At 51.2% G+C, this 213-nt stretch carries 1 protein-coding gene; it reads right to left on the reverse strand.

The features are described from left to right. Positions 1-213 (reverse strand): Ig-like domain-containing protein (locus ACG59Z_RS18800; RefSeq protein WP_400200736.1); only part of this gene is annotated, 213 nt, incomplete at both ends.

Below are 213 nucleotides of genomic sequence, written 5' to 3' on the forward strand. Positions count from 1 at the left end.
CATTTGGTGCTGTGGTATCGATAGTCACCACTGCACCTGTTGTACCCACATTACCTGCAGGGTCGGTCGCTGTCACAGTTACTGTATGTGGACCATCGGTCAACACTGGAAGCGTATTGTCTGCAAGTGTCCAGGTGCCGTTGCCATTATTGGTTGCCGGATAGTTCACACCATCTACAGTCACCACAACAGTCGCAGTCGGATCATTCACTG

The organism is Acinetobacter sp. ABJ_C1_1, from assembly GCF_044684115.1.
GTDB classification, from domain to species: Bacteria; Pseudomonadota; Gammaproteobacteria; order Pseudomonadales; family Moraxellaceae; genus Acinetobacter; species Acinetobacter nosocomialis_A.